General features: G+C 72.7%; 17 protein-coding genes. 11 read left to right on the top strand and 6 right to left on the bottom strand.

The genetic code is table 11. From position 1 onward, the window contains the following. Nucleotides 1–399: 399 nt before the first annotated feature. From KS423_RS00925 to KS423_RS00905, 5 genes are read right to left on the bottom strand one after another with little or no spacing between them, the layout of a single operon-like run. Nucleotides 400–1,095 (bottom strand): formyltransferase family protein, encoded by a 696-nt coding sequence (locus KS423_RS00925; RefSeq protein WP_224273644.1) that lies wholly within the window; start codon nt 1,093–1,095, stop codon nt 400–402. Continuing rightward, nucleotides 1,092–2,330 carry a cytochrome P450 gene (locus tag KS423_RS00920; RefSeq protein ID WP_224273642.1) on the bottom strand — a complete coding sequence of 413 codons (1,239 nt, stop codon included), beginning with the start codon at nt 2,328–2,330 and terminating at the stop codon, nt 1,092–1,094. Before KS423_RS00920 ends, KS423_RS00925 begins: the two co-directional genes overlap by 4 nt. Then, nucleotides 2,327–4,108: a type I polyketide synthase gene (locus KS423_RS00915; RefSeq protein ID WP_224273640.1), complete on the bottom strand. Its 1,782-nt coding sequence runs from the start codon at nt 4,106–4,108 to the stop codon at nt 2,327–2,329. The genes KS423_RS00920 and KS423_RS00915 overlap by 4 nt, the downstream gene beginning before the upstream one ends. 36 nt (nt 4,109–4,144) lie before the next feature. Next, on the bottom strand, nt 4,145–5,965 hold the full coding sequence (locus KS423_RS00910; protein WP_224273638.1) for an amino acid adenylation domain-containing protein: 1,821 nt from the start codon (nt 5,963–5,965) through the stop codon (nt 4,145–4,147). Beyond that, nucleotides 5,962–12,000: a type I polyketide synthase gene (locus KS423_RS00905; RefSeq protein WP_224273629.1), complete on the bottom strand. Its 6,039-nt coding sequence runs from the start codon at nt 11,998–12,000 to the stop codon at nt 5,962–5,964. Before KS423_RS00905 ends, KS423_RS00910 begins: the two co-directional genes overlap by 4 nt. A gap of 1,237 nt (nt 12,001–13,237) precedes the next feature. Here KS423_RS00905 and KS423_RS00900 point away from each other — a divergent pair. Further along, entirely contained in the window at nt 13,238–14,584 is a 1,347-nt protein-coding gene (locus KS423_RS00900) for an MFS transporter (protein ID WP_224273627.1), read from the top strand. Between the two features lie 164 nt (nt 14,585–14,748). Here KS423_RS00900 and KS423_RS00895 read toward each other — a convergent pair whose 3' ends face one another. Next, nucleotides 14,749–15,741, bottom strand: coding sequence for a LacI family DNA-binding transcriptional regulator (locus tag KS423_RS00895; protein WP_224273625.1), 993 nt, complete (start codon nt 15,739–15,741; stop codon nt 14,749–14,751). 124 nt (nt 15,742–15,865) lie between these two features. Here KS423_RS00895 and KS423_RS00890 point away from each other — a divergent pair, with 124 nt between their 5' ends. From KS423_RS00890 to KS423_RS00845, 10 genes are all read left to right on the top strand, one after another. Then, nucleotides 15,866–16,801 carry a ribokinase gene (locus tag KS423_RS00890; RefSeq protein WP_224273623.1) on the top strand — a complete coding sequence of 312 codons (936 nt, stop codon included), beginning with the start codon at nt 15,866–15,868 and terminating at the stop codon, nt 16,799–16,801. An 83-nt stretch (nt 16,802–16,884) separates the two neighbouring features. After that, nucleotides 16,885–18,231 carry an NtaA/DmoA family FMN-dependent monooxygenase gene (locus KS423_RS00885; protein WP_224273614.1) on the top strand — a complete coding sequence of 449 codons (1,347 nt, stop codon included), beginning with the start codon at nt 16,885–16,887 and terminating at the stop codon, nt 18,229–18,231. Between the two features lie 35 nt (nt 18,232–18,266). Then, nucleotides 18,267–18,824, top strand: a complete 558-nt coding sequence (locus KS423_RS00880; protein WP_224273612.1) for a flavin reductase family protein — start codon at nt 18,267–18,269, stop codon at nt 18,822–18,824. Continuing rightward, complete coding sequence (locus tag KS423_RS00875; protein ID WP_224273610.1) at nt 18,817–19,242, top strand: riboflavin kinase; 426 nt, start codon at nt 18,817–18,819, stop codon at nt 19,240–19,242. The genes KS423_RS00880 and KS423_RS00875 overlap by 8 nt, the downstream gene beginning before the upstream one ends. Nucleotides 19,243–19,429: 187 nt before the next feature. Next, entirely contained in the window at nt 19,430–20,158 is a 729-nt protein-coding gene (locus KS423_RS00870; protein ID WP_224273608.1) for a nicotinamide mononucleotide transporter family protein, read from the top strand. Between the two features lie 264 nt (nt 20,159–20,422). Beyond that, the gene (locus KS423_RS00865; protein ID WP_224273606.1) at nt 20,423–20,653 is read left to right on the top strand and encodes a hypothetical protein; all 231 of its coding nucleotides are present in this window, start codon (nt 20,423–20,425) and stop codon (nt 20,651–20,653) included. A 146-nt stretch (nt 20,654–20,799) separates the two neighbouring features. After that, a complete protein-coding gene (locus tag KS423_RS00860) occupies nt 20,800–22,518 on the top strand; it encodes an ABC transporter substrate-binding protein (RefSeq protein WP_224273604.1) in 1,719 nt (572 codons plus the stop codon). Nucleotides 22,519–22,550: 32 nt separating this feature from the next. Continuing rightward, nucleotides 22,551–23,591 carry an ABC transporter permease gene (locus KS423_RS00855; protein WP_224273602.1) on the top strand — a complete coding sequence of 347 codons (1,041 nt, stop codon included), beginning with the start codon at nt 22,551–22,553 and terminating at the stop codon, nt 23,589–23,591. Beyond that, complete coding sequence (locus tag KS423_RS00850; protein WP_224273600.1) at nt 23,588–24,577, top strand: ABC transporter permease; 990 nt, start codon at nt 23,588–23,590, stop codon at nt 24,575–24,577. The genes KS423_RS00855 and KS423_RS00850 overlap by 4 nt, the downstream gene beginning before the upstream one ends. 41 nt (nt 24,578–24,618) lie before the next feature. Next, a complete protein-coding gene (locus KS423_RS00845) occupies nt 24,619–26,310 on the top strand; it encodes an ABC transporter ATP-binding protein (protein ID WP_308020117.1) in 1,692 nt (563 codons plus the stop codon). Nucleotides 26,311–26,410 lie beyond the last annotated feature (100 nt).

Here is a 26,410-nt window from a genome sequence, read left to right as displayed (position 1 = left end):
GAAAACACGCCATGGGGGGCCGCCTCGGGGGCGGTTCCGGTCCCGGCCGGTAGTGGCGAACGGTGACCGAGAGCGGTCGGCGCGCTGCCGGGGCGAGCGGTGAACGCCGCGCCTCCGGGACGTCGGTGCTGGTCACCGGGGGTGTCGCGGGCTGGGGCGGCTCGGCCGGGGTGGCGGCGCGGATCGCGGTGAGCCACTGCCGTGCCCCGAGTACGGGACGCCAGGGGAGGGGTGCACGGTTCCCGCGGGTTTCGGGCCTGGCCGACACGCGTGTGGCGGCACAAACACCGGTTCCCCGCACACGAGTTGTGTGCGGGGAACCGGTGTTCGCGGGTCGGAAGGCCGTCACCGCGCGACCGCCGCGACGGCCGTCACCATGCGGCTTTCACCGCGCGGCCGTCACTCTTCGTGAAGTGCCCACGTGTGGCTCTCGACCTGCACCGACCCGGGCAGGGCGATGAGTTCGGGCTTGAACAGCGGCTGGGTGTCCATCGCGGGCTCCCAGGTCGCGAGCTTCTCGTCCTGGGGGACCTCGATCCGCCGGTCCGCGGCGAGGTCGTCGACCACCTTCAGCAACAGCCGCACGCCGAGCGGCGCCAGGTGGTCGCGCCACAGGCTCTGCGCGGTCGAGCCCGGGGGCACGAACAGGTGCTCCTGGGCGGCGAGCGGGCCGCCGTCGGTTCGCTCGGTCAGGTGGTAGACGCTCCCGCCCGTCACCTTGTCGCCGTCGCGGATCGTCCACCGGATCGCGTCCCGGCCGCGGTGCAGCGGCAGCAGGCTGGGGTGGTAGCCGATGGTGGCGATGCCGGCCCTGGCGCGGGTCTGGCGGCCGAGGAAGGCGTGCGAGTGCGCGGCGACGATGACGTCCACCCCGTCCGGGATGTGCATCGCGCGCAGTTCGGCCGAGTCCGTCCAGGGGATGTCCCGGGGGAACGCCCAGGCGCGCAGGCGGTCCCAGGACATCGCGTCGCTCTCGTCGGACTTGCCCTTGCGCAGCCGAGGCGCGGCCGCACCGGCGATCTTGTGCCCCTTGTCCAGGAGGGCTTCCGCGACCTGCACCGCGAACGCCCCTTGTCCTGACATGTAGATGTTCATCCGCACTCCTTCAGTCCGGAGTGGTCGGGTCGGAAGCGCACCGGCATGGTGGAGAACCCGGTCAGGAAGTTGGACCGGATCGGCAGCGCCGCGGCGGTCTGCTCGAAGCCGAGGGTGAAGTCCCGCAGGGCCTTGAGGAGTTCGGCGATCTCCACCTTGGCCAGGTACGAGCCCACACAGAAGTGCGGGCCGTAGCCGAAGGCCAGGTGCTTGTTGGGGGTGCGGCCGAGGTCGAACACCTCGGGCCGCGCGAAGACCCGTTCGTCCCGGTTGCCGGAGGCGTGCCAGAGCGTGACGATGTCGCCCGGCCGCAGCCGTACGCCGTGCAGTTCGGTCTCCCGTTCGACGCTGCGCCCGAAGTGCATCGTGGGCGATGCCCAGCGCAGCACCTCCTCCACGGCGGTCTCGACCGCGACCTCGCCGTGCTTGAGCCGCCGCCACTGCTCGGGCCGGGCCGCGAGCGTGCGGACGCAGTCGATCATCGTCAGCCGGCTGGTCTCGTCGCCGCCGATGATCAGGCTGTAGCAGTTGAGCACGACGTCCTCGTCGGACAGCGGCACACCGTCGATGGAGCTGGCGATCAGCATGCTGATCACGTCGTCGCCGGGCGACTCGCGCCGCTCCTCGACGATGTCCATGAAGTACATCAGGATCTCGTTGCGGGCCATCTCGGAGTCGACCTCGTCGACGTCCTCGTCGTCGGCCGACAGCGCGGTCTTGGTCAGGGAGAGCAGGTAGTCCCGGTCCCGTTCGGGCACGCCGAGCAGGTTCGAGATCGTGGTCATCGGGATCCGGCCGGCGATCTGCTCCGCGAAGTCGCAGCCGCCGGACTCGACGGCCTCGCGGATCCACTGCCGGGTGTTGAGCCGGACCGCCTGCGCGACCTCGTCGAGCACCCTCGGTGAGAGCACCCGCTGGAGGATCTTGCGCAGCTCCAGGTGCCGGGGCCCGTCGGTGACGGCCAGCATCCGGCCGGCCCCGGCGTCGCCGCCCTCCAGGAGGGTGACGAGCACGTTGCCGCGCTCGGACGTGAAGTTCACGTTGTCCCGGTAGGTGGCCATGATGTCGTCGTAGCGGGAGAGCACCCAGAAGCCGCGGCGGCCGCCGGCCGGAGGGTTCCAGTGCATCGGCGCGGTGTCCCGCAGGGTGCGCCAGAACCCGTCGAGGTCGTGGTCCGCGAACGTGGCCGGGTCGCCCAGGTCCAGGGTGTCCAGTGCCGGAGTGCTCATGGTCACCAGTCCGTACGCCAGAACCGGCGGGGCTGGAACGGGTAGGTGGGCAGCGGCACGCGGCGGCTGGCCTCCCCGAGGTGCAGGGCGTCGAAGTCCACCTGCCGGCCGGTCACCCAGGCGGCGGCCAGGTCGGACAGCGCCCGCACGTCCCGGCCGGACGGCACGATCCCGTTGTCGTCGAGCGAGAAGGAACCCGGGTCCGTCTGCGGGGCGGCGACGGTCGTGGTGACCGGGCCGCGGGCGTCGTCGGCCAGTGCCGCGATCAGCTCCTCGCGGCTGCGGACCACGGCCGCCCACCGGCGGCCCATCACCTTGCGGCCCAGGTTGAGGGTGAAGCAGACGTCGTCCAGGCGCAGGCCGGGGTCGGCCTCCAGCCAGTCCCGGAGCCGGGTGCGCTGACGGGCCAGCGCGTCGTCGTCCAGGGCGGACAGGGTCGCCAGCCGCGGCCTGCCCTCGTCCTCGGGGGCGCGCTCGGCGACGGCCGGCGCCTCCTCCAGCAGCAGGTGCGCGTTGTAGCCGCCGCCGCCGATCGAGGTGATGCCGGCGCGGCGGATGCCGGCCTCCGGCTCCCAGTGCGCGCCTTCGATCTGCGGCACGAAGGGGGTGCTGGGGAAGTCGAGGTCCTGGTTGACCTCCGTGAGGTTGATCGTCGCCGGGAGCGTCTTGTGGTACAGGGCCAGCGCGGCCTTGATCGCACCGAAGCCGCCCGACACCACGCCGCCGTGGCCGACGTTGCCCTTGACCCCGCCGATCGAGGTGGTCGCGGTCTGCTTCCCGAAGGCCATGGTCGCCGCGTGCACTTCGAGCTCGTCGGTCATCGGCAGGCCGAGACCGTTGGCCTCGTACATGGAGACGGTGTCCGGGGTGACGCCGCCCACCTCCATGGCGGCGGCGATGCACGCGCTCAGCCGCTCGGGCTGGGCCAGGCCGTACGCCATCGCGCTGACGCCGTTGTTGTTGACGGCCGAGCCCCTGACCACGGCGTAGACGTGGTCGCGGTCGGCGACGGCCCGGCCCAGCGGCTTCAACAGCACGGTGACGACACCGCTGGACAGCGCCGTGCCGGTGCCGTTGGCGTCGAACGGGCGGCAGTGGCCGTCCTTCGACAGGATGCGGTTCTCCTCCCACAGGTGACCGCGGGGGTGCGGCAGGCGGACCATCGCGCCGCCGGCGATCGCCATGTCGCTCTGGCCGAGCAGGAGCGACTGACAGGCCAGGTGCACCGCGTAGTGGAAGCCCGCACAGGCGGTGGCGACGGTGACGGCCTCGCCGGTGAGCCCCATGTAGTACAGCGCGTTGGAGGTCATGGTGTCCGGCGACCACGCCAGGCTGGCCTCGATCGCCTCGGGGCCGACCGACACCCGGTCCGGCGGGGAGCTGTAGAGCGCGGCGGTCTGCGGGTTGTTGGCGCCGTACATGCCGATCTCGGCCTTGAGCCGGTCCGGGTCGTAGCCGCCGTCCTCCAACGACTCCCAGGCGCTCTCCAGGAACAGCCGGTTCTCCGGGGTCATCGCGGCCGCCATCCGGTCGCTGATGCCGAACACCGACGGGTCGAACTTGTCGTACGTGTCGAGCACGCCGCAGGCCCGCACGTAGAACGGGCTGTGGATCAGGGTCTCGTCGACGTGGATGTCGTCCTTGGCCAGGAAGGACACGGTCTCCCGGCCGTTGACGAGGACGTCCCAGAACTGTTCCTTGGTGCGGGCTCCGGGAGCCCGTAGGGACATGCCGATGACGGCCACGTCACCCGGGTCGTACTCCTGCTCGGGGCTGTCGGTCATGGGGAAGCTCCTGCTTCGTGTCGGGTGGAGGGTGACTCAGCGGCCGGTGCCGCGGCCGCGCAGCGCGGCACGCCGGGCGCCGGCGCGCTCGCGGGCCGACTGGACCACCTCGGGGGTGGCGCCGCTGTCGTCGTCGAGCCAGCGGGCGAGGGAGGCGATGTCGCGGAAGCTGAAGAGGTCGGGCACCCGGACGCGGCGGTCGAAGCGCCGGGTCATCAGCCGGGCGAGGCGGACGAGCAGCAGCGAGTCGCCGCCGAGGTCGTAGAAGGCGGACTGCACGTCGATGGTGGACGGTTCGAGGTCGAGCAGCTGGCCCCAGATCTCCGACAGCGCGACCTCGGTCGGCGTACTGGCGGCCGTCAGCGGCCCGTCGGTGTCGGCGGCCGGCGGCTCGGGCAGCGCGTTGCGGTCGAGCTTGCCGCCCGGGCCCAGCGGGAGGGCGGGCAGGAAGACGAGCGTCGCGGGCACCATGTAGTCGGGCAGTTCGACGGCGAGCCTGCCGGTGATGGCGCTCTGGAGCGCGGGGTCCAGCCGGGGCCCGTCCTGCGGCGCGTCGTCGCCCGCGGGCACGACGTAGCCGACCAGCCGGTTGCCCTGGACGGCGGCGGCGGCCTCCCGGACCTCGGGGCACCCGGTCAGCCGGGCCTCGACCTCCTCCAGTTCGATCCGGTAGCCGCGCAGCTTGACCTGGTGGTCGGAGCGGCCGAGGAACCGGAGTTCGCCGTCCTCGGTGAACCGGACGACGTCCCCGGTGCGGTACATCCGCTCGCCGCTGCGGAACGGGTCCGGCACGAACCGCTCGGCCGTGGTGCGCGGCCGGTTGACGTAGCCGTGCGCGAGGCCGACGCCGCCGAGGTAGAGCTCGCCGGACTCGCCGGGCGGGAGCGGCCGCAGGTTCCCGTCGAGCACGTAGACCAGGTCGGTGGTGGTCGGCGGGCCGATCGTCGGCTCGTCGGTCCCGTGTTCGGGCACCAGCCCGAACGAGCAGAAGACGGTGCCCTCGGTGGGGCCGTAGGCGTTGAACACCCGGGTGGCGCCGGTCTCCCGGTAGGCCCGGTCCACCAGCTTGCGGCGCAGCGCCTCGCCGCCGAACACGATGGAGCGCACGTTCGGGGGCAGGGCGCCGGCATCGAGCAGGCCGTTCATGACGGAGGGAACGACGCTCAGATGGGTGATCCGGTCCACGTACCGGCTCTCCGGCAGGTGCACGGCGCTCTCGACGAGCACGACGGCGCCGCCGCGGCACAGCGCGTTGAAGATCTCCATCACGGACAGGTCGAAGCAGACCGAGCTCGCCGCCGAGACTCCGCTCAGGTCGCAGCCCTCCAGGACGCGGTCCATCTCGGCGAGCATCGCCACCGCGCCGGCGTGCCGGACGGCCACGCCCTTGGGCCTGCCGGTGGAGCCGGAGGTGTAGATGACGTACGCGGTGTCCTCGGGCACGACCGCCACCGGCTTCGCGCCGGGCTCGGTCGTCACGCCCTCCCCGAGCACGACCACGGTCGGGCCGGTCGGGCAACCGGCCCGGGACGCGGGCGTGGTGAGCAGCAGGCGGGTCCCGCTGTCCTGGACCATGAAGGTCAGCCGGTCGGCGGGGTAGTTCGGGTCCAGCGGCAGGTAGCAGGACCCGGCGCGCAGGGCCGCCAGGACGGCGACGAGCAGGTCGGGGGTGCGCTCGACGCAGATGCCGACGGGGACGCCGGGGCCCGCGCCGTCGGCGACGAGCCGCTCGGCCAGCACCCGGGACCGCTCATTCAGTTCGCCGTAGGTCAGGACGCCGGCGTCGGAGTAGACGGCGGTCGCGTCGGGGTTCTTGACCGCCTGGGCGATGAACTCGGAGTGCAGGGTTTCGGTCACCGGTCCGTCTCCTCGGGGAGGCCGGTCGACGCGATGTCGCCGAGGGCCAGGTCGGGTCGGGCGATCGAGTCGAAGAGCACGGTGCGGTACAGCGCGAGCAGTGCCGTCACGGTCTGCCTTTCCAGGTAGCTCGGTTTGAACTGGACGTGGCCGGCCACCCTGCCGTCGATGTCGGCCATCGAGATTTCGAGGTCGAACTTGGCGAGGTGCCTGCGCACCTGAAGCGGTTCGAGCGGCAGTGCGCCGTCCGGCGTGAGGGTTTCGCCGACGCCGTGGAAGAGCTTGACGGAGCGGGGGAACGCGTCCGAGGACAGCCAGTTCACCACCACGTCGAACCACGGGGAGCGGCCCTCGGCCCGCGGCGGCTTCAGCTGGGAGGCCAGCAGGTCGAGGGGGTAGTTCATGTGCTCCAGGAGGCCGAGCGAGAAGGCGTGGACCTCGTGCAGCAGTTCGCGGAAGCTGCGGTCGCCGGCGGGGTTCGCGCGTACCAGCACGGTGTTGAGGTAGTAGCCGATGGCGGATTCCCAGCCGGGCTCGGCCCGTTGGGCGATGGCGGTGGCCAGCACCGAGTCCTCGGTCCCGGCCGCGCGGTTGAGCGTGGCGAAGAACCCGGCCAGGACGACGGTGCTGATCGACACGCCCTCGCGCACCGCGAACTCGCGCAGCAGGCGCGTCTCCTCGGCGCTCCAGCGGAACGCGATGTCGCGGCCCTCGTAGGTGACGCCCGGCGGCCGCTCCTTGCTGGAGAGGTCGAGGTGGGCGGGCGGGTCGGCCAGCTTCCGCGACCACCACTCCAGGGCCGCGTCGGCCGCCGGTCCGGCCAGCCACTGCCGCTCCCACTCGACGAACTCGGTGTACGGGGCGACCGGCGCGCTGCGGGCGGGGTCGGCGCCTTCGTAGTACTCCTGGAGTTCGCGGATCATGACGTCGGCCGACGCCGCGTCCGACGCGATGTGGTGGACGAGCACCAGCAGGTAGTGGTCCGCCGGCCCGCGCCTCATGAGGACGATCCGCACGAGCGGCCCGTTGTCCATGTCGAGCGGCTCGTGCCCGTACTGGGCCAGTTCCTCGCGGGCCTGTTCGTCGTCCAGGCCGGAGGTGTCCACCACGAGGAACTCGTACACCGGTTCGTCCAGGATGACCTGGTACGGGCTGCCGCCCGCCTCGACGAAGACGGTGCGCAGTGCGGGGTGTCGGTCCAGCACGGCCTGGACGGCGCGCTCCAGCGCGTCCTCGTCGACCGCGGTGCGGATCCGGGCGGTCACCATGAAGTTGTAGGGCACGGCGTCCGGCGCGACCATCTGCATGAACCACAGCGAGGCCTGGCCGTGCGAGGCCGGCGCCACCCGGAGACCGAGGCCCTCGGCCCGGAGCTGCTCCAACGCCGGTGCGTCGGTGGCTTCCAGCAGCCCGCGCGCGTCCAGTTCCTCGACCAGCTCCTCGGCGTCCAGTTCGGACAGGTCCTCCAGGAACGACCGGATCGGCTCGGCCCCGAGGGCCGGGGCCGGGGCGGGCCGGGCCGCCGTGACCGGTGCCTGGGGTGCCTGGGTGGCTGTCGCGGGCGCGGCCGGTCCACCGGTGATCTCGACGAAGTGACCGACGACCTCGGAGATCGAGCGGCCGTCCAGGAACACCACCGGCGACACCCGGTGCCCGAACAGTGCCTGCATCTTGTTGACGAGGCGGATCGCCAGCATCGAGTCGAGGCCGAAGTCCCGCAGGCCGGCGGCCGTGTCGAACCTGCTCACCGGCACGCCCAGCGCGTCGGCGAGTTCGGCGAGGACGACCTCCGCCACCGGCCGCTGCGCCACCGGCTGCGTCTCCACCGGAGCGGCCGCGGCCACGGCCACGGCCGCGGCCACGGGCACGGTTTCGACGGGGGCCGGGGCCGGTGCGGGTTCGCGGCGGGGCTCGGTGTCGATCCAGTAGCGGTCCTTCTGCCACTGGACGAGCGGGGTCTCCACGACCTCGACGTCGTCGGCGAACAGCGGGTCGAAGGTCAGCGGCAGGCCCCTGACGTACAGCGAGGCGGCGGCGCCCAGCAGGCAGCGGACGTCGCTCTCCTCGCGCCGCAGCGAGTTGACCGCGTGCACCTGGGCACCGCGGGACAGCCCGATCTCCTCGACCGCGCCGCGCAGCGTCTCGTGCGGGCCGATCTCGATGAAGGTGGAGACGCCCCGGTCGACCAGCGCACCGATCGTCTCGGCGAACCGGACCTGGTTGCGCAGGTTGTGCACCCAGTAGTCGACGTCGGCGACCGGGTTCACCGTGTCGGCCAGCGCCGTGGAGTGGAAGGGGATGGCCGGCGTCAGCGGGGTGATGCCCTCGATGCTCTCGCGCAGCGGCCGGATCAGCGGGTCCATGCCGGGGCTGTGCACCGGCCGTTCGACCCGGATCCTCCGGACCGAGATCCCGTCCCGCCGGAGGTCCGCCTCCAGGGCGTCGACGGCCTCGGGCGAGCCGGAGACCGCCGCGCTGGTGGGGCTGTTGACCACGGCGATGGCGGCGTGCTGCGCGTAGGGGGCGAGCCGCGGCTGCAGTTCCTCCTCCGGCAGGTCGACCGAGATCATGGCGCCCTCGTCGGCCTTGCGCTCCAGCAGGTGCGAGCGGGCGACCACGACGCGGGCGGCGTCCTCCAGGGACAGCGCCCCGGCCACGCAGGCGGCCGCGACCTCGCCCAGGCTGTGCCCGACGACGGCCGCCGGCTCGATGCCCAGTTCGAGCCAGACCTTCGCCAGCGAGACCTGGAGGGCGAACAGCACCGGCTGCTGGAAGTCCATCTCCTCGTACCTGGCCTCCTCCGCGGGGGCGGCGAGGTGGTCGAGCACCGAGAAACCGCCGGCCGCGCGCACGGCGGCGTCGCAGGCGTTCATCCAGGTGCGGAAGCCGGCGTGCGAGCGCAGCAGCTCCCGGCCCATGCCGACCCACTGGGTGCCGCCGCCGGAGAACACCAGCGCCACCCGGCGGTCGGTGCTGCCGGAGACCGTGCCGGTGACGACGTCGGGGTGTGACTGGCCGGCGGCGACCCGGGCGAGCCCGTCCAGGACGTCCTGCCGGTTGCGGGCGAACAGCGCGATCCGGTGGCTGTGATGGGTGCGCCTGGCGGCGAGGGTGTAGGCGAGGTCGCAGACCCGCAGGCCCGGGTCGCGTTCGACGTGGTTGGACAGCTCGCGGCAGGTGTCGGCCAGCGCGCCCGTGGTGCGGGCCGTGACGGGCACGAGGTGCAGCTGCTCGCCGGCCGCGGCGTCGCCCGGGCTCGGCGCGACGTGCCGTCCCCGGTCGCCGGCCAGGAAGGGGTGGGCCGCGACGGGAAACCCGGCGGTGTACAGGGCACCGAGTGAGCCGAGCAGGGTCGAGGCTTCGTCGGCGCCGCGCCGGAGCGAGGGCAGGGTGGCCGCCGGCAGGATCTCCGACACCGACTTGAGCAGGACGGGGTGCGGGCTGAGCTCGATCACCGCGTCGATGTCGTGGTCGCGCAGGTTCGTCAGGGCGTCGACCACCCGGATCTCGCGGCGCAGGTTGTCCGCCCAGTAGTCCGGCCCGAGCTCCGCGCCGTCGACGAGTTCGCCGGTGACCGTCGAGATCATCGGGATGCGGGTGGTCCGCGGCCGGATGCCCTCCAGTTCGACCTTCAGCGGGGCGAGGACGTGGTCGACCAGCGACGAGTGCGGGGCGTGGCCCATCCGCACCCGGTGGTTGGTGACGCCCGCTTCGGTCAGCCGCCGGACGAGGTCGTCGATCTCCTGCGGTGTGCCGGTGACCAGGGTGGAGTTCAGGCCGTTGTAGCCGGAGACGGTGAGCCCGCCGGTCAGATGGGGCCGGACCTCGTCCGCGGGGGTCATCACCACGATGCCCTCGCCGCGTCCCACGGCCAGCTGCTGGAGGAGCCGGCCGTGGTGGGCGGCCAGGCGGGAGGCGTCGTCGAAGTCGAGCGCGCCGGCGACGTGGGAGGCGGCGAACTCGCCGACGCTCTGTCCCAGGACGACGTCCGGTTCCACCCCCAGCGAGCGCCAGGTCTCGGCCAGCGCGACCTGGATGGAGAACAGCAGCGGCTGGAACACGTCCATGTCGTCGAGGCGGCCCTCGGGGGACAGCAGCTGCTCGACGAGCGAGAAGCCCAGCAGCTCTCGCATCCGCCGGTCGGACTTCATCATGGACCGGCGGAACACGGGCAGGCCGGCGAGCAGTTGCCGGCCCATGCCCACCCACTGCGAGCCGTTGCCGGAGAACAGGAACGCCACCCGCGGCCTGCCGTCGGTCTTCTCCCCGACGCTCAGTCCGGGGGCGGGCGTGCCGCTGCCGAACGCGTCGAGACCGGTGCGGAGTTCGGCCATGTCGCGGGCCGTGGCCGCGAGCCGGAACGGGCCGTCGCCGGGCGTCCGGCGGCAGAGCGCGCGCAGGTCGTTCCCGTCGCGCAGCGCCCGGGCCTGCTCGGCCAGCGCCTCGGGGGAGTCCGCGGCCAGCAGGAGGAGCGAGGCCTCGGGGCGCGGCAGTTCCTCGACGGCCACGTGACAGATCGCGCCGCCGAACCCGAACGAGCTGACGCCACCGCGGCGGGCGTCGGACCGCCGCGGCCACGGCGTCAGCCGGTCCTGGACGGTCAGGTTGTACTCGTCGAACATGATCTGCGGGTTCGGCGCGCTGTAGTGCAGGCTCGGCGGCAGCACGCCGTTGCGCATCGACATCGCGATCTTGACCAGGCCGACGATGCCGGCGGCCGCCTCCAGGTGCCCGACGTTGGACTTGACGGAGCCGAGCCGCAGCGGCTCCGCGCGGTCGCCGCCCAGGACCGCGCCGATGGCGTTGGCCTCGATCGGGTCGCCGAGCGGCGTCGCGGAGCCGTGGCACTCGACGTAGTCCACGAGGTGCGGTGCGATGCCCGCCCGCTGGTACGCGGTGCGGAGCATCTTCTCCTGCGCCTGGGGGTTGGGCGCCGTCATGCCGTTGCTCAGACCGTCGTTGTTGGAGGAGCTGCCCTTGATCAGGCAGTACACCGGAAGGTCGCGCTCCAGCGCCACGCTCAGCGGAGCGAGCACGACCACGCCGGCGCCCTCACCGCGGACGTAGCCGTTGGCGCGGGCGTCGAACGACTTGCAGCGGCCGTCCGGGGCGAGTGCGCCCATCTGGTCCATGGCGGTGTAGTAGTCGGAGACGAAGCTCAGGTTCACGCCACCGGCCAGTACCAGGTCGCTCTCGCCCAGCTGGATCGACTGGCATCCCACGTGCACCGACACCAGCGATCCGGCGCAGGCGGCGTCGATGGCCATGCTCGGCCCCTGCAGGCCGAGGATGTAGGAGACGCGGTTGGCGATGATCCCGTCGTGCATGCCGGTCGCGGTGTGCGGGGTGATCTGGCTGTCGGGGCCGCGGTAGTGCGCCAGGGCGGCGTAGTCGCCCCAACAGGAGGCCATGAACACGCCGGTGTCGCTGCCGACGAGGCTGTGCGGCGCGATGCCCGCGTCCTCCAGGGCCTCCCAGGACAACTCCAGGATCAGGCGCTGCTGAGGGTCCATCTGGACGGCTTCGCGGGGCGAGATGCCGAAGAACAGCGGATCGAACCGGTCGATGCCGTCGATGAACCCGCCCCAGCGCACCCGGTCGTTCAGGAGATCGCGGCGCGCGGCCGGCACCGGCCCGACGGCGTCGCCGCCCTCGACCAGCAGCCGCCAGAACGAGGACGGGTCCGGTCCTCCGGGGAACCGGCAGCCGATGCCCACGATCGCGACGGGCTCGTGCGAGGGCTTGCGGCGCTCGGCGCCCGGGGCGGGCTCCGCGGCACGCGGACCGTCGACGAGGGCGCGGGCCAGCCCGTCGACGGTCGGGTACTGCCACATCCAGGTGGCCGGGACCTGCCAGCCGAGGAACTCGGACAGGGAGGCCGCGAGGTTCACCGACTTCAACGAGTCCAGCCCGTACCGGTGCATCGGCGCCCAGCGGTCCACCGAGTTCGCGGACAGGTCCATCAGCTCGGCAAAACGGGATAGCAGGAAATCCGTTACGGCGGATATGTCTCGCGCTGCGCGCTCTTGGGGCATGGCGACTCCCTCAGCAGGGCGGATGGAAAGGACGGTGGAGCTTCACGGCAGGCCAGCGGGGGGGGGGGTAGGTTGATGTCCGGGCAGCCGAAAAGGGATGGATCGAGGCGTGGAAGGACCTCTCGCCGCACCGATTGTCGCGGTGGAGCCGGCGGGCGGCGTGAGGACGGGAGCGGCGTTTTCGGTCTCCGCGTTCAGAGCGAACGGGAAATCCGGTGAAGCGGGCGGGAACCACGGTTCGGGCGACGCCGTTTCACCCTGCCGGCACGGCTCGTTCCGGCTGCCGGCGATGAACCCCTCGATGATTGGTTCTGTGCGTCGTTCCCGTCAAGGACCGGGAGGCCGGATCCGGTGCGCGCTCGCAGCCTTCTTCGGCAGTTCGGGGCCGGGGTGCGCGCGGTCAATGTCGTGGTCGAACCGTCCCTGGGCCGCCTGGATGCGCGTCTGGGGCGCCGGGCGTCCGGCCGGCGAGACCCTGGGCCTGGACATGTCATGAATGGGCTTGCGGTCGGGCAGTGCTGCTCCTCTCGTGGCAGGAAGAAGGGCTCGAAGTGCCGACCGCGCGACGCGGCAATGCAGGGTGAGGGTCAGGGGCTTCGGGGTTGTTCGAGTGATCGCACATCGGCGACTCACCAATCAGCGGCTCACTGTGGAATTCTCGCCGACGCGTGCGGCTCCTGCCGATCGGCCTGCCAGGCAATTCCGCTGCCGGGGATTGCGCAGCGCTGGTCTCTGTCATCCGCCCGTGGTGCGCAGAGGTGTATCGACTACGAGTGCATCGACTACAGGATTGCGCACTTCGAGGGCCGGTTGAAGCGGTGGCGGGATTTGATCGCCAAAGTGTCCGATTCGATCTCCTCGGGTGGGACGGATGTGCGGAATCGCCGGCCCCGCGGCCGAAATCAGCCGCCCCGACCGCGGCGGTCCGCACCCGGGGTGAAGGCGCCCCGGCTCGGCGGCGCCTCGCCCGCTGCCGTCGGGCTCCGGTCGATGGTGGGCGAATGATTCCGCGGAGCGAGCACTGCCGGTATCATGCGCGCCGGGCGGGGTGGACAGCGGATGAGCGACCAATGCAAGCTGGCCGCATGGCAGTTGAGAAACTTGATGCAGCATCGGACAATGCCGACAGCTCCTTAGCCGGGCGTTTCCCGCAGTGCCGTGTGCCGTCCACCCGGCCGCGGCGAAGCGACCCCCCTGGCCGGGCACTCGCCGGCCGCGACCTCGCGGGCAGGCCCGCATGACCGACACCGCGATCGAGCGGGTCAGCCGGCCGGGGCTGGCGCTCGGGGTGCTGGCCGGGGCGCTCGCACTGGACGTGAGCGGTCTCGGAGTGCTCAACGCCGCCCTGCCGTCCGTCGGAGAGCGCTTCCACCTCGACGAAACCACGCTCCAGTGGGTCATGACCGCCTACGCCGTCACGTTCGCCGGCTTCCTGCTGGTGGGTGGCCGGCTGGCCGATGTGCTCGGGCGGCGGCGGGTGTTCGAGGTCGGTGTCGCCCTGTTCACCGTGTCCGCGCTGGTCGGGGCGGTGGCCCCGAACGCCGCGACGCTGCTGGGGGCGCGCGCCGTCCAGGGCATCGGCGCCGCCCTGTCCGGGCCGGCCGCGCTGGCCCTGCTCACCGACACGTTCCCGGCCGGCCCGGCGCGCAACCGGGCCTTCGGGGTGTACGCGGCCGTCGGCGCCGCGAGCTTCAGCGGCGGGGTCCTGCTGGGCGGCGTCCTGACCGAGTTCTTCGGCTGGCGTTCGGTGCTGTGGTTCTCGGTGCTGCTGGGACTCGGCGTACTGGCCGCGACGCGCATCGGACTGCCCGACGGTGCCGGGCACCGCGGTCGGCTGGACCTGCCCGGCGCGATCACGGGCACGCTCGGCCTCACGCTGCTCGTCGTCGGCGTGAGCAGCGGCGGCGCGACGGCGTGGATCATCCTCTGCGCCGCGGTGGTCTCCCTGGTGCTGTTCGTCGTGCGGGAGCACCGCACCGCCGACCCGGTGCTTCCGCTCGGCCTCTTCCGGATCGGCTCGGTCCGGGAGGCGAGCCTGGCGGCGTTCCTCCAGTACATGGGCTCGGTCGGGATGCTGTTCTTCGCGCCGCTGTACCTGCAGGGCATGCTGCACTACTCGCCCTTCGAGTCCGGTGTCGCGCTGGTGCCCATGTCCCTGGCCGTGTTCCTCACCGCCAACTTCGCCACCGGTCGCCTGCTGGCCGCGTACTCCCCGCGAACGCTGATGGCCGTCGGCCTCGTCCTGATCGGTGTGGGTACGGGGCTGTGGCTGGGCACGCCGCAGGACGGCAGCTACGTGCTGCACGTGCTGCCCGGTCTGGTGGTCAGCGGCATCGGCCAGGGGCTGAACTTCCCCTCGATGACGTCCGCCGGCCTCTCCGGTGTCCCGGAGCGGCAGCACGCCGTCGCCGGCGCGGTGAACGTCGTGACGCAGCAGATCGGCGCCAGTGCGGGCGTGGCGGTGATGGTTCTGGTCGCGGCGACCAGCGGGGACCAGCTCGCCGGCTACCACCTCGCCTACGTCACCGCCGCCGTCGCGTGCGTCCTGGGCGCGGTGGTCATCGCCGTGCGGCGGCAGGCCTGAGCGTCCCGGCCGGTCGAGGCCGATGGCCGGGAAGTGGTACCGGTGTGCGGTTCGCCGCGCACCGGTACCACGTCGTGGTTGCTCGGACCGTTCGACGTGTCCGTCGGTCGTGCAGGCGGTGCGGCGTGGGGCCCGGTCCGGCGGGCGTGGCCGGCTGCTCGGGGTCAGGCGTTCGCGTCCGTGGAGGAGCGCACCACCAGCTGCGGAGCGAAGCGCTCCACGCGCTCCGTCCTTTCACGGTCAGGGGCCTGAAGGAGCGTCAGGGCGCGTTCGGCCATGGTGGTGAGCGGGTGGCGGATGGAGGTGATGGGCGGGTCGAGGAGTTCGAGTATCTCGGTGTCGTCGAAGCCGGTGACGGCGATCCGGCCGGGGACGGGGACCGCCGAGCGCTGCAGGGTGCTGACCAGCCCCACCGCGAGGACGTCCGCGCCGCAGACGACGGCGTCGATCTCGGCGTGCCGTTCGGCGATGCGGCGGCCCGCGGTGCGGCCGGCGTCGGTGGTGAAGCTGGGCAGCAGGACGGTGGTGGCGTCGGCCCCGCGGGCCTCGGTGAAGGCGGCGAGGCGTTCCGCGCCGGAGGAGGAGGCCTGGTCGGCGGCGACCAGGGCGATCCGGTGGCGGCCGAGGCCTTCGAGGTGGTCGAGGAGCAGCCGCATCGCGGCGGTGTTGTCGAGGGTGACGGCGACGGTGCCGGAGCCGGTGGCCCAGCGGTCGAAGAGGACGACGGGGGCGCGCTTGGCGGCGGCCCGGACGGCGGGGCCGGACGCGCCGGCGGAGACGGGGACGACGAGCAGGCCGTCGACGCGGCCGCCGAGCAGGGTCTCGATCTGCTCGGCCTCGACGGCGGTGTCGTTGGCGGCGTCGGAGACCACCAACTGCCCGCCGGCGGCGCGGACTTGCTGGGCGATGGCGTCGGCGAGCTGGACGAAGTACGGGTTGGCGAGCGAGGGGACGACCACGCCGATGGTGCCCGTGGTGCCGGTGCGCAGCGCCCGGGCGGAGTGGTTGGTGCGGTAGCCGAGGCGCTGGGCGGCCTCCTCGACGCGGCGGGCGAGTTCGGGGTCGACGTTGCGCGGGGTGCCGGCCAGGACGCGTGAGGCGGTCGCGCGGGAGACGCCGGCGGCCGCGGCCACGTCGAGGAGTCGGGGCGCTGTCACGTGGGCGGTCCTTCGCGGTCGGAATCGGGCTCGGCTGAGCTGGCGGAATGCGCAGCACGAGGGTACTTGACGGTTTCCGGGGGCTGGTCCACAGTGTGGGAGATCGATCTCCCAAGGAGTGCAGATGCCGCCCATCACCGTCGTCGGTTCGGTCAACCGCGACCTCGTCCTCACCGTCGAGGACCTGCCGCGCCCCGGCGAGACCGTGCTCGCGCGGGGCTTCGTGGAGGGCGTCGGCGGCAAGGGCGCCAACCAGGCCGTCGCGGCGGCCCGGCTCGGGTCGCAGGTGCGCCTGGTCGCCAGGGTCGGCGCGGACGCCGACACCATCCTGCGGGCGCTCGCCGCCGAAGGGGTGGACGTCGAGGCGGTGCGCCCGGAGCCGGAGAGCACCACCGGGATCGCCTCGGTGGTGGTCGACCGGGGCGGCGAGAACACCATCGTGGTCAACCCCGGCGCCAACGCCGCGCTGTCGGTCGCGGACCTGCCGGAGCGGCTGGCCCGGTCGGCGGGCGAGGTGGTCCTGGTGCAGCACGAGATCGCCGCCGAGGTGGTCGCCGCGGCCGTGCTGCGGGCCCGGGAGCAGGGCGGCACGGTCGTCCTCAACCCGGCCCCGGCCCGGCCGGTCGCCCCGGAGGTGCTGTCCGCCGTCGACGTCCTCGTCCCCAACCTCGGCGAACTCGCCACCCTGCTCGGCGCGGAGCCGCCCGCCGGCCCGGACGGGGCGCGTGAGCTGCTGGAACGGGCCGCGCTGCCCTGCCGGGCCGTGGTGGTGACGCTCGGCGCGGACGGGGCGCTGATCAAGCAGCCCGGCCGCCCCGCCGTGCACCTGCCGGCCCCCGTCGTGGACGCCGTCGACACCGTCGGCGCCGGCGACACCTTCTGCGGAGCCCTCGCCGACTCCCTCGCCCGGGGCTCCGACCTGCCGGCCGCCGCCCGCCGCGCCGTCCGCGCGGCCTCGCTGGCCGTGACCGGTCTCGGCGCCCAGTCCTCCATGCCGTCCGCGGCACAGCTCGACGCGGCCGCCGCCCCCGGCGTTCCCGCGGTTCCCGCCGCGTCCTGACGTACTTTCGGTTCCCCGGCGTCCTGACGCACCTTCGGCTTCCCCACCTCCCCCCCGCACCATCGGTTCAACGGAGAACACCCATGCGCAACCTCAAGCTCGGACTGTTCGAGAACGCCCAGACCAACGCGAGCGGCACCGCCACCTGGCGCCACCCCGACAGCCGCCGGCACCTGTTCGACACCCTCGGGTACTGGCGCGAGATCGCGCAGATCTGCGAGGACGCCAAGCTTGACTTCCTGTTCCTGGCCGACGCCTGGGGTTGGTCGGAGATCAACGGGGTGCGCCCGCCGATCGCCACCGAGGAGACCCTGGACCTGCCGCGCCTGGACCCGTTCGTGGTCGCCTCGGCGCTGCTGGCCGGCACCACCGACCTGGGACTGGTGGTGACCGGCTCGGTGCTGGTGGAGCCGCCGTACGCGTTCGCCCGCAGGCTGGCCACCCTGGACCAGTTGTCCGGCGGCCGGCTCGGCTGGAACATCGTGACCACGGGCACGGCCGACACCGCGGTCAAGGCCTTCGGCATGGACATGGTGGCGCACGACGACCGGTACACGATGGCCGAGGACTTCCTCGACCTGGTCTACAAGTACTGGGAGGGCGCCTGGGAGCCGGACGCCCTGGAGAAGGACAAGGACGGCCGGTTCGCCGACCCGGCCAAGGTGCACCTGGTCGAGCACGAGGGTCCGTACTTCCGCTCGCACGGCTACGGCAACACCGCCCGTTCCCCGCAGGGCACCCCGGTGCTGTTCCAGGCCGGCGCCTCCCCGGCAGGCCGCCGGGTCGGCGGGCGGCACGGGGAGTGCATGTTCGTCGGCAGCGGCTCGGTGCAGCAGCTCGCCGGGCACACCGCGGCGATCCGCGAGGAGGCCGTACGGGCGGGCCGCCGGGCCGACGAGGTCAAGGTGATGTCGGCGTTCTCCTGCGTGGTCGGCGCCACCACCGCGGACGCCGAACGCCGTTGGCAGCGTGTCCTGGACGCCCAGCGTCCGGAGGTCACCGTCGCCAGCTACGCCATGTTCACCGGCCTCGACCTGTCCTCGTACGCGCCGGACACCCCGATGTCGGAGCTGTCCACCGAGATGTCGCAGACCCAGGTCGCCCGGTTCGCCGGCAAGACCGTCGGTGACGTCCTCGCCGACTGGCACACCCACGGCGTCGGCGCCCGTCCGGTGGTCGGCACCGCCGAGGAGATCGCCGACGAGATCTGTGCCCTGGCGGAGGGCGCCGACCTGGACGGCTTCCTGCTCTCCCCGACCGTGCAGCCGGCCTCCACCACGGAGTTCGTCGAGTCGGTGCTGCCGATCCTGCGCGCCCGCGGCGTCTTCCGCGGCGAGTACGCGGCCGGCGAGTCGCTGCGCGAGCGGCTCACCGGCGCGTCCGACCGGGCGCTGCCGGCCAGCCACCCGGCCGCGCAGTACCGGCACTGAACCACCCCACTCGCGACGAGAGGACGGCGACGACCATGGTCACTCCCGCCCACCATCCGAACCCGCCCGCCGCCGCGTCCGCGGAACCGAACGCGGTCGTACCGCACACGGCGGAGCTGAACGCCGCGGCGCTGCGCCAGGCGTTCGGGGCCTACCCCACCGGGGTGGTCGCGCTCGGCGCGCTGCGCGACGGCGAACCGGTCGGGCTCGCGGTGAGCTCCTTCGTGTCGATCTCGCTGGAGCCGCCGATGGTCGCCGTCAGCGTGGCCCGCACCTCGACCACCTGGCCGAGGCTGACGGAGGCGCCGGTCCTGGGGCTGAGCGTGCTCAGCCGTGGCCAGGGCGCGCTCTGCCGACGGCTCGCCTCCCGCGAGGGCGACCGCTTCGACGGCACCGGGTGGCAGGCGACGCCGGACGGCGCTGTGCTGATCCACGACGCGGCGCTGTGGCAGACCGCCCGGGTGAACGCGGTGTACGACGGCGGCGACCACGAGATCGTCCTGATGGAGCTGCTCACCGTCGAGCTGTTCCCCGGGGTGGAGCCGCTGGTCTTCCACACCAGCCAGTTCCGTGAGCTCACCCCCCATGGCTGACGCTCCGACGACCCCCCTGTCCGGCACCGTGGTGCACGGTGCCGGCCGGGGGCGGGGGCTGGGCTTCCCCACCGCCAACATCGCCTCCGACCCCGGTGCGCCCGTCCCGCCGCCCGCGATCTACAGCGGCTGGCTGGCCCGCCGCGCGACGGGCACCGTGCACCGCGCGACGATCAGCATCGGCACCAACCCCACCTTCTGCGACACCTCCGAGATCCACACCGAGGTGTACTGCCACGACGCCCCGGGCGACCTGTACGGCGAGCGCGTCGACCTGTGGTTCGTCGCCCGGATCCGGGACACCGAGAGGTTCGCCTCCGTCGACGAGCTGCTGCTCGCCGCCCGGGAGGACGTCCGCCGCTCCGAGACCCTGCTGGACTCCGAGCACGGACGGCACGTCCTCGCCGCCCTCTCCTGATCCACCGGTGCCGCCCTTCCCCTCCTGATCCACCGGCACCACCACCCTTCACCTGCCGGCGCGCACACCCGCCCCCCTCACGACTGCGCGCGCCCCGCGCCCCGAGCCCGGTCGGCCCCGCACCCCGCTTCGGCGGGGCCGACCGCCCCTTCCCCCACCTCGCTCCGCACGAACAAAGGTGTGAGTCATGAGCGCGTTCCACTGGCTGAACGAGCAGTTCGACTTCTTCGGCCTCCCCGTCTACTGGTCCGACTTCCTGGGCAACATCCTGGCGCTCGCCACCGTCTGGCTGGCCCTGCGGCGCTCGCTGGTGGCCTGGCCGGTGCAGATCCTCGGCTCGGTGCTGCTGCTGATCGCCAGCCTGAACGTGCACCTCGGCGGCAACGCCGCCCGGCAGATCGTCATCATCGTCTCGGCCTCCTGGGGCTGGGCGACCTGGAAGCGCAGCCGGGAGCAGGAAGGCACCATCAACGTCCGCTGGGCGTCCGGGCGGGAACGCGCGGTGCTGATGGCCGCGATGGTGCTGGGGACGGCCGCGTTCGGTGCGGTGCTGAAGGGGACGGACGCCTCGTTCTACCCCGGGGCGCCGTGGTGGATGGTGCTCGCGGACGCCTGGATCTTCGTCGGTTCGATCCTCGCCATGTACAGCCAGGCCCGCCGCTACGTGGAGTTCTGGTTCGTCTGGCTGGCCGTCGACCTGGTGGGCGTGCCGCTCGCGGTCCACTCCGAGCTGTACTTCTCCGGCATCGTCTACGGGATCTTCTTCGTGATGGTGCTGCTCGGCATCCGCGACTGGGCGTCCCGCAGCAGACCGCAGGAGATCGCCTCGCCGCTGGAGCCCGCCGTCCTGGTCGAGGGCCGGGACGACGCCCGCACGGGCGGCAGCCCCGTTTCCCGGGCCGGGGCGGCCGACTGACGGTAAGTCACCACAAGCGCACCGCACTCCGCCCGCGGGCCGGACCCCTTCTCCGGGGCCCGGCCCGCGCCGGCGCCTCCGGCGTGGACGGCCGTGCCCTCGGCGGGTCGCAGCTCCAGCGGTCCCGGCAGCAGAATCCGCACGCCGCTGCCGTGCTCTCGTCCCTCCTCGGCTCCCGGGCCGGCACGGCGCGCGGTGGGGGCAGGGCGCGCTGACCGGCGTCCTGTCGAAGGAGGCGGGTGGCGCCCGTGTGGGGGCGGCGCGGTGTTCACGGAACTCACCCGGGCGGTGGGGGCGGTGTTTACCGCACGGCCGCGAGCCGCCGTTCCGAAACGCGCCGGCGAAGGCCGGATGGTGTCGGGGATTTTGACATCCCACTTAAATTCATACAGTCTTCTCGGCATGTCTGACCGCCACCCGATCGAGTGCGCCGCCATCGAGCTGGCGCTGATCGGCGTGGCCGCGCACTGCGTTTCCGACAATCTCTGTCGCTGAATCCGCCTGTCCCGACGCGTTTTGCGGTGATCGCCGCGTCGGGGCGTCGCCCCTTCCTGCGGGCGCGGTGCCGCTCACTCTTCCCAAGGCCTCACTGTCGCCCGCCTTCCTCCGTGCACCATCGGTAGCGAAAGGCCCCCTTTCCGATGTCTCGAACCACCTTCACCCCCCGCCGCCTCGCCGCGGCGACCGTCACCGTCGCCCTGGTCGTCGGAGTGGCGGCGTGCGGACCGAAGGCCGACGGCGGTGGAGGCGCCGACAAGGGCGCCGCGCCGCAGCAGGGCGGCACCCTCACCGTCCTCAACCAGAACCCGCAGGACCAGTTCGACCCCGCACGGCTCTACACCTCCGGCGGCGGCAACGTGCCCTCCCTGGTCTTCCGCACCCTCACCACCCGCAACCGGGCCGACGGCGCGGCCGGCACCAAGGTGGTCCCGGACCTCGCCACCGACACCGGCACCCCGTCGGAGGGTGCGACGGTGTGGACCTACCGGCTCAAGGACGGCCTCACGTACGAGGACGGCTCGCCGATCACCACCGCCGACATCAAGTACGGCATCGAGAGGTCGTTCGCTCCCGAACTCTCCGGTGGCGCACCGTTCCTGAGGGACTGGCTGGTCGGCGCCGCGGACTACCAGGGTCCGTACAAGGACGGTGGCGGTCTGAGCGCCATCGAGACCCCGGACGAGAAGACCATCGTCTTCCATCTCGCCAAGCCCGAGGGCGACTTCCCGTACCTGGCCACCCAGACGCAGTTCGCACCCGTCCCGAAGGCGAAGGACACCGGGACGAAGTACCAGGAGCACCCCGTCTCCTCCGGCCCCTACCAGGTCGTCAAGAACGAGAACGACGGTGCCCACCTCGTCCTCACGCGCAACCCCAACTGGTCTGCGGCGACGGACGACCAGCGCAAGGCGTACCCGGACACCATCGACGTGCAGTCCGGGCTCGACCCGGCGGTGATCAACCAGCGGCTCTCCGCCGGCACCGGCGCCGACGCGGCCGCCGTCACCACCGACACCAACCTCGGCCCCTCCGAACTCGCCCAGGTGAAGGACGACAAGGCCCTCGCCGCACGCGTGGGCACCGGCCACTTCGGCTACGTCAACTACCTGGCGTTCAACCCCAAGGTCAAGCCCTTCGACAACCCCAGGGTCCGGCAGGCCGTCGCCTACGCGATCAACCGCACCTCGGTCGTCAACGCCGCCGGCGGCTCCTCGCTCGCCGAGGCCGCCACCACCTACCTGCCCAACCAGGAGACGTTCGGGTACACGCCGTACGACCCGTTCCCGGCCGGCGCCACCGGCAACCCGGAGAAGGCCAAGGAGCTGCTGAAGGAGGCCGGTTACCCGGACGGTCTGACCATCACGCTCACCCACTCCAGCGCCACGGGCAAGGGCTACGGCCCGGACCTGGCCACCGCCGTCCAGGACGGCCTGAAGGCGGCGGGGATCACCGTCCAGCTGGAGGCCCTGGACTCCACCAGGTACTCCAAGACGATCCACACCGTCAGCACCGAGCCCGGCCTCTTCCTCTCCGGCTGGGGCGCCGACTGGCCGTCCGGCGGCCCCTTCCTCGCGCCGATCTTCGACGGCCGGCAGATCGTCACCGACGGCTACAACTTCAACTCCGCGCAGCTGGACGACCCGTCGGTGAACGACGAGATCGACCAGATCAACAAGATCACCGACCACGCCGAGGCCGCCAAGCGCTGGGGCGCCCTGGACAAGCGGATCGGCGAGCAGGCCCTCACCGTCCCGCTGTTCCACCCCGTCTACAAGCGGCTGTCCGGCAAGGACGTCCGCAACATCGTCATCAGCGACTGGACCGGCGTGCTCGACATCTCCCAGGTCGCGGTCAAGTAGCGGACGGCGACGGACGGATCGATCGGACAACCATGGCTCCACAGGAACCCAGAGCCGGGGAGGGCCTCGCGGCCTCCCCGGCCGCCGGGGGGCGACAGGTGTGGCGGCGGCTGCTCGCGCGGCGCGCCGTCCTCGCCGCCGGCCTCGTCATCGTCCTGCTCGTCCTGATCGCGGCGGCGGCACCGCTGCTCGGCGCGATCGAAGGCCAGGACCCCACCAGCTACCACAACGACCTGCTCGACTCGGCGGCCGGCGGGGTGCCCAACGGCTCCTTCGGCGGTGTCAGCGCCGAGCACTGGCTCGGCGTCGAACCGGGCACCGGGCGCGACGTGTTCGCCCGACTGGTCGACGGCGCCAGGATCTCGCTGCTCGTCGCCGTCGGCGCCACCCTCGTCCAGGTCGCGATCGGCGTCCTGCTCGGGCTGGCCGCGGGCCTCGGCAGCCGGGTGCTCGACCAGCTGATCGGCAACACCACCGAGGTGATGCTCGCGCTGCCCTCGCTGGTCTTCGCCATCTCGCTGATGGCGGTCGTGCCCTCCGGCTTCCCCCGCCCGCTCCTGCTGACCCTGGTCATCGGGCTGCTGGGCTGGGGCGGCACCTCCCGGCTGGTCCGGGCGCAGACGCTCAGCCTCCGGCAGCTCGACTACGTGGCCGCGGCCCGGCTGGCCGGCGCCACCCGGTGGCGGATCGCCCGCCGGGAGCTGCTGCCCTCCCTGGCCGCGCCGGTCATCACCTACGCGGCGGTCCTGCTGCCGTCCAACGTGATGGCCGAGGCCGGGCTGTCCTTCCTCGGTGTGGGCGTCAAGCCGCCGACCTCGTCGTGGGGCCAGATGCTCTCCGGCGCGACCACCTGGTTCCGTGCGGACCCGATGTACGTGCTGCTCCCGTCGGCGCTGCTGTTCGTCACCGTGCTCGCCTTCACCGTGCTCGGCGATGCCGTCCGCACCGAGCTCGACCCCCGCGCGGCCTCCCGGCTGCGGGTCGGTACGGCGCGCGGCAGCGCCGGTTCGCCGGCGGACCGGCCCGCCTCGGACGCCCGTCCTTCGAGCACCACCGAGGAGGCCACCGCATGACCCGCTTCCTGCTCCGCAAGGCCGTCGGCATGCTCGGCGTCCTGCTCGCGCTCTCCCTGATCGTCTACGCGGTCTTCTACATCGCCCCCGGCGACCCCGCCCAGCTGGCCTGCGGCGAGAAGTGCAGCCCCGCCCAGGTCGCCCAGGTGCGCGAACGCCTTGGCCTCGACGCGCCCGTCCACCTGCAGTACGCCCACTTCCTCCAGGGCATCGTCGCCGGCCGCGACTTCAGCGCCGGAACGGGCCTGCTGCACTGCCCGGCGCCCTGCCTCGGCGTCTCCTACCGCAGCGGCGAGCAGGTCACCGACATGATCTCCGCCCGGCTCCCGGTCACGGCCTCGCTGGCGCTCGGCGCGATGGTGGTCTGGCTGGTCCTCGGGGTCGGCGCCGGGCTGGTCTCCGCGCTGCGCCGGGGCCGGCTCGGCGAGCGCCTGCTGACCGGGCTGACGCTGGCCGGCAGCTCCGTCCCGGTGTTCATCATCGGCCTGGTGCTGCTCATCGTCCTGTGCGCCCAGCTCCAGTGGCTGCCGTTCCCGAGCTACGTGCCGCTCACCGAGGACCCGCAGCAGTGGTTCTGGGGCCTGCTGCTGCCCTGGGTCTCGCTCGCCCTCATCGAGTCCGCCAAGTACGCCCGGCTGACCCGCTCGTCCATGCTGGAGGCCCTCGCCGACGACCACATCCGGACCTTCAGGGCGTACGGCGTCAGCGAACGGAGCCTGGTGACCAGGCACGCGCTGCGCGGCGCGCTCACCCCGGTGATCGCGCTCACCGCCATCGACCTCGGGACGATGTTCGGGTCCGCCGTGCTGACCGAGTCGCTCTTCGGCCTCCCGGGGCTCGGCAAGCTGCTGGTCACCTCGGTCGGACTGATCGACCTGCCGACCGTCGTGGGCCTCACCCTCGTCACCGGGTTCTGCGTGGTCCTCGCCAACGTCATCGCGGACGTGCTCTACGCGGTGTCCGACCGAAGGGTGGTCCTGACGTGAGCGCCGTGCCCCTGAGTGCCGAACCCCTGAGCGCCGCACGCCTGGTCGCCGGACCGCCGAGCGCCGGACCCCTGGTCGACGTCCGGGACCTGGTCGTCGACTTCCCGGTCGGCGACGGCCACGTCCGCGCCGTCGACGGCGTGGGCTTCACCCTGGAGGCCGGGCAGGCGCTGGGCATCGTCGGCGAGTCCGGCTCCGGCAAGAGCACCGTCGCCTACGGACTGCTCGGCCTGCACCGCGGGACCGGCGCCCGGATCGGCGGCTCGGTCCGGGTCGCCGGCGTCGACGCCGTCACCGCCGAGGGCGAGGAACTCCGGCGCCTGCGCGGCGGGTTGGCGGCCATGGTGTTCCAGGACCCGCTCTCCGCCCTCGACCCGTACTACGCGGTGGGGGACCAGATCGCCGAGGTCGTACGGGTGCACCGGGACGTCTCCCGCCGGGATGCCAGGGCCCGGGCCGTCGAGGTGCTCGACCGCGTCGGCATCGCCGACGCGGCACGCCGCTCGCGGTCGCGTCCGCACGAGTTCAGCGGCGGCATGCGCCAGCGGGTGCTGATCGCGATGGCGCTGGCCTGCGAGCCGCGGCTGCTGGTCGCCGACGAGCCGACGACCGCGCTGGACGTCACCGTCCAGGCCCAGATCCTCGACCTGCTGCACGAGTTGCGCGCCGAGACCGGGGCCGGGCTGGTCCTGGTCACCCACGACCTGGGCGTGGTCGCCGGGAGCGTCGACCGGGTGCTGGTGATGAAGGACGGCCGGGCGGTGGAACACGGCCCGGTCACCGAGGTGTTGGGCGCTCCGCGCGAGCCGTACACCCGCGCGCTGCTGTCGGCGGTGCCGCGGGTCGACGCCCCGGAGGCCCTCGCCGGGCCTGCCGGTTCCACCGGGCCCGTCGAGGGCGACGTCCTGCTCGAAGCCGTCGACCTGCGCCGGGAGTTCGCCACCCGCGGCGGCCTCGCCCGGCGCGCCGCCCCCGTGACCGCCGTGGACGGGGTATCGCTCACCGTGCGGGCCGGCGAGACGCTGGGCATCGTGGGCGAGTCCGGCTCCGGGAAGACCACGCTCGGACGGATGCTCGTCCGGCTGCTGGAGCCGACCGGCGGACGGCTCCACTATCGCGGCCGGGACATCGGAGCGCTCGGGGAGAAGGAACTGCGCCCGATCCGACGGGAGTTGCAGATGGTCTTCCAGGACCCGGTCTCCTCGCTCAACCCGCGCCGCAGCATCGGGGAGTCCGTCGCCGACCCGCTGCGCGTCGCGGGCGAGAGCGACGAGCGCCGCATCCGCACCCGGGTCGGCGATCTCCTCGAACGCGTCGGGCTCGACGCCGACTGGTACCACCGCTACCCGCACGAGTTCTCCGGCGGGCAGCGGCAGCGGGTCGGCATCGCCCGGGCGCTGGCGCCCCGGCCGCGACTGATCGTCTGCGACGAGCCGGTCTCCGCGCTGGACGTCACCACCCAGGCTCAGGTGGTCGAGCTGCTGGGCGAGCTGCAGCGCGACCTCGGCCTCGCGCTGGTCTTCATCGCCCACGACCTCGCCGTGGTCCGGCAGGTGAGCGACCGCGTCGCGGTCATGCGGGCCGGGCGGATCGTGGAACAGGGCGACGCCGACGCCGTGTACGACTCACCCCGGCACGACTACACCAAGGGCCTGCTGGCCGCCGTCCCGGTGCTCGACCCCGCCGAGGCGACCGCCCGCCGGCACGCCCGACTGGCGTCCGCCGGCGCCTGACCGGCCCCCGCGCCATCACGGGTGGAGCCTCCGACGCACGTCGGAGGCTCCACCCGTCGGGCTTGTCAGGACCCGGGGCGCCGGTACGAAGACGTGGGCC

It is taken from the genome of Streptomyces sp. LS1784 (assembly GCF_020103755.1).
GTDB lineage: Bacteria > Actinomycetota > Actinomycetes > Streptomycetales > Streptomycetaceae > Kitasatospora.
Note: the sequence above shows the minus strand (reverse complement) of the source record. Positions and strands in the feature narration are given on the sequence as shown.

Excerpts from the sequence above, each read along its gene's own strand:
- KS423_RS00925 (WP_224273644.1), bottom strand. The coding sequence starts at position 1,095 with ATGAACATCTACATGTCAGGACAAGGGGCGTTCGCGGTGCAGGTCGCG.
- KS423_RS00915 (WP_224273640.1), bottom strand. The coding sequence starts at position 4,108 with ATGACCGACAGCCCCGAGCAGGAGTACGACCCGGGTGACGTGGCCGTC.
- KS423_RS00905 (WP_224273629.1), bottom strand. The coding sequence starts at position 12,000 with ATGCCCCAAGAGCGCGCAGCGCGAGACATATCCGCCGTAACGGATTTC.
- KS423_RS00900 (WP_224273627.1), top strand. The coding sequence starts at position 13,238 with ATGACCGACACCGCGATCGAGCGGGTCAGCCGGCCGGGGCTGGCGCTC.
- KS423_RS00890 (WP_224273623.1), top strand. The coding sequence starts at position 15,866 with ATGCCGCCCATCACCGTCGTCGGTTCGGTCAACCGCGACCTCGTCCTC.
- KS423_RS00885 (WP_224273614.1), top strand. The coding sequence starts at position 16,885 with ATGCGCAACCTCAAGCTCGGACTGTTCGAGAACGCCCAGACCAACGCG.
- KS423_RS00880 (WP_224273612.1), top strand. The coding sequence starts at position 18,267 with ATGGTCACTCCCGCCCACCATCCGAACCCGCCCGCCGCCGCGTCCGCG.
- KS423_RS00875 (WP_224273610.1), top strand. The coding sequence starts at position 18,817 with ATGGCTGACGCTCCGACGACCCCCCTGTCCGGCACCGTGGTGCACGGT.
- KS423_RS00870 (WP_224273608.1), top strand. The coding sequence starts at position 19,430 with ATGAGCGCGTTCCACTGGCTGAACGAGCAGTTCGACTTCTTCGGCCTC.
- KS423_RS00860 (WP_224273604.1), top strand. The coding sequence starts at position 20,800 with ATGTCTCGAACCACCTTCACCCCCCGCCGCCTCGCCGCGGCGACCGTC.
- KS423_RS00855 (WP_224273602.1), top strand. The coding sequence starts at position 22,551 with ATGGCTCCACAGGAACCCAGAGCCGGGGAGGGCCTCGCGGCCTCCCCG.
- KS423_RS00850 (WP_224273600.1), top strand. The coding sequence starts at position 23,588 with ATGACCCGCTTCCTGCTCCGCAAGGCCGTCGGCATGCTCGGCGTCCTG.